Source organism: Streptomyces sp. NTH33, from assembly GCF_003236365.1.
Taxonomy (GTDB): Bacteria; Actinomycetota; Actinomycetes; order Streptomycetales; family Streptomycetaceae; genus Streptomyces.
In genome coordinates this window covers 1-1,735 of record NZ_POTZ01000821.1, presented here as the reverse complement: position 1 = coordinate 1,735, position 1,735 = coordinate 1, and the positions used below count along the sequence as shown (strand labels likewise).

2 protein-coding genes and 1 pseudogene are annotated in these 1,735 nt (G+C 73.1%); 2 read left to right on the top strand and 1 reads right to left on the bottom strand.

Annotation, left to right across the window (positions count from 1 at the left end):
• Positions 1 to 276: 276 nt before the first annotated feature.
• A complete protein-coding gene (locus C1I97_RS36615; RefSeq protein ID WP_111007204.1) occupies positions 277 to 813 on the bottom strand; it encodes a hypothetical protein in 537 nt (178 codons plus the stop codon).
• 429 nt (positions 814 to 1,242) lie between these two features.
• Here C1I97_RS36615 and C1I97_RS36610 point away from each other — a divergent pair, with 429 nt between their 5' ends.
• Together C1I97_RS36610 and C1I97_RS43140 are read left to right on the top strand one after the other, a co-directional pair.
• Positions 1,243 to 1,512 carry a prevent-host-death protein gene (locus tag C1I97_RS36610; RefSeq protein ID WP_111007203.1) on the top strand — a complete coding sequence of 90 codons (270 nt, stop codon included), beginning with the start codon at positions 1,243 to 1,245 and terminating at the stop codon, positions 1,510 to 1,512.
• Positions 1,491 to 1,735: pseudogene (locus C1I97_RS43140) on the top strand (hypothetical protein); the annotation flags it as partial. The gene C1I97_RS36610 and the pseudogene C1I97_RS43140, both read left to right, overlap by 22 nt.

The following is a 1,735-nucleotide window of genomic DNA, read 5'->3' as shown; positions in this document are numbered from 1 at the left end:
GCGCGGGGGCGGCGAGCCCTTCCCCGCCGGGGTCGAGCACGCCCTCGGCCGCGACGGGCTGGGGCGGGACGTGCGTCGAGTCGCCGCCGTACAGGAGCCACACGCCGGAGCAGAAGGCGACCACGGTGACGGTGGCTATGGCGGTGTTGCCGATCCTGGGCATGCGGACCCCTCTCGGACTCGGTGTCCCGCATCCCCCTCCGGGCCGAGAGGGGCGTCGCACCCGGAGGGGGAGGGGACGTGCGGTACCGGCGGACGGACAGCGAAGAGTGTCCGTCAGATCCCGTCGCCTCTCGCCCGGCGATGCAGGAGCCAGGTACCGCCCGCGGCGGCGACGGCGAGAGCCGTCACACCGGCCGCGGTCCTCACGGGGTCGTCGCCCAGCGCACCACCGACCCCCGTCTTCACACTTCCCCGGGGCTGCACCTGCCCCTGTGCGGCCATCAGCGTGACCACCAAATCGCCCTTGACCTCCCGGTCGCCCGAGGCGCACCGCGCGACGATCTCGTACGTCCCCGGCTGCGCGCCCTCCGGCACCCGGAACTGCCCGATCGCCTCGCCCTTGCGCGCGCTGGGCGCCAGCGTGAAGGGACCCGCGCCGACCGCGCTGGCGTCGCCCGCCGCGGCCGCCTTCTCGCCGCACCCCTTGGTGTTCACCGTGACCTGACCGCCCGGCTCGACCGAGTACGGGTACACCTCCAGGCTGCCGGCCTCCGCGCCGTACGCGGGCACGGCCAGACCGCCCACGGCGGCGACGACGAGCGCGGCCCCGGCCATGGCCCCGGCCGGCGGACGGGCGGCGATACGTCGCATCGGTGCTCCTCCGGGCTCTGCGCCGGGCACGGCCCGCGGCACCCAGGTGTGCCGCCGTCGGCCGTGCCCCTGCCCTTCCGAGGTAAAGGGCACACGACCGCTCCCGCTCCCTGAAGACACGTCAGAAATAGGATGAACGGGTGCCGGCACGCTCGGCGGAAGTGGCCGGTGCAGCGTGTTTGGGCAGGTCAGCGCAGCCCTGCTGACAGAACTCCGGAAAGTACCCGAAGGGCGCAGAGCGCGGGGGTGAACAGGGACCACCGTGCGGCGGCCGGGTGCCCCTGAACGCACAGGGGGCGGAGCGGGTGGCTGCGGCCCGCAGTCCAGGCGTCGGCGCAGCGATGGCGGGTACGGGCTCCGCCGGCCTGACCGCAGCGCCGGAGGGCCACGAGGTGACATCCGACAGCACGCGACAGCCAGCGTGGACCTATGACCGCCCGGCCCGAGATCACCCGGCGCGACCTGCGTACCGAACCCGAAGAGATCATGGATGCCGTCCGGAGCGACCAGTCCTTCACCGTCACCCGGGACGGGCACCTCATCGGTGAACTGACCCCGCTGCGGCGCCGTCGATGCTTCGTTCCGCGCGGCGAGTTCGCGGCCATGTCGCGGACCGCCCCTGACACCTCCCTGGATGCCTTCCGCACCGACCAGGACACCACCGCCGAGCAGGGGTCGTTCCTTCCGGCGCGGAGGTAGCCCGGGTCTATGGCCGGGTCTGCGCGGCCGTAGTCGGCACGGGCCGCCGGCTCCGGCGTCGCACCGCCGACCTGATGATCGCCTCGATCACCATCGCCGAGAACCTGCCCCTCTTCGGGGCATCCGACCCAAGGTGCTCCACGACCAGTAGGCCGTCACCGTCGTATGGCCTCCGTGAGAGAGACGTGGAAGGTCATTCGGGCGGTCGGGGTGACGTGAAGGG